The 1,001-nt window shown below is 47.7% G+C and carries 1 protein-coding gene; it reads right to left on the minus strand.

All coding sequences use genetic code 11. The annotated features are described in order from the left end of the window. Positions 1-66: 66 nt before the first annotated feature. The gene (locus ACX5J7_RS03745) at positions 67-999 is read right to left on the minus strand and encodes an IS30 family transposase (RefSeq protein ID WP_498706155.1); all 933 of its coding nucleotides are present in this window, start codon (positions 997-999) and stop codon (positions 67-69) included. Positions 1,000-1,001: the final 2 nt, after the last annotated feature.

A 1,001-nucleotide genomic window follows, 5' to 3' on the forward strand; every position in this document is an offset into this window, starting at 1 on the left:
TGAATATACAANAGTAGTTTCTCTAAATGCTCGCGAATTCAACTCCGAAGTGCACCACTCGCTAAATTAGGCAGCCTTGCGTAATTCATTGAATACTGCGATGGGCTGTCTGAAGCCGAGACACTCTCTCGGTCTGGCATTTAGTGCACGTTCAACCTCGTTAATTTGCCTATCTGTTATCGTCCGTAAATCGATGCCTTTCTTGATGTATTGGCGCAGCAAACCATTGAAGTTTTCATTCAATCCGCGTTCCCAGGATGAATACGGGTTTGCGAAATAGATATCTGTTCTAAGCTTTTCTGCGACCAGCTCATGGTCACAGAATTCGCTGCCGTTGTCAGCGGTAATAGTTCGGACATGACCTCGATATTTCCATAACATGCCAACCATGGCCCGGGCCACATCGGCTGCGCTTTTTGCTGGCACTTTGCGTATCAGATAAAGCTTACTTTTGCGCTCGACCAGGCTAACAATTGCGCCCGTTCCTTGCTTGCCCAGAACCGTGTCAGCTTCCCAATCTCCGAACCGCTTTTTCTTGCTCACAATAGCGGGGCGATGCTCAATACCAACGCGATTCGGGATAATCACTCGCTTGGCGCGGCTACCTTTACGGTATCGTCGATGGCCCTGACGTAGTTGTTTATAGAGTTTACCGCCGCGTAATTTATCAAGCCTGACATATCCATAAATCCATTCGAGACTCACGTGATGACCGATAATTTTGCCTACGCCAGCTATCTGCTCAGGACTCCATTTCTCGTTAAGTCCGAACTCAACAAAGGTGATCGTTAGTTCAGATATTCTGCGCTTTGCGGCCTGACATCGTCGCTTTAAAGCCTTCACCTGAGCGACTTCCGGCAAATAGTGGTTATCCCGAATTCGATTACGATTTACTTCTCTACTGATGGTGCTGTGACTCACATTCAGACGCTTTCCGATCTTCCGATAACTGAAACCCTCGCGTAAGTAGGCTTCGATCTGGTATCGTTGCCCTTCGATCA

It is taken from the genome of Alteromonas infernus, from assembly GCF_902705815.1.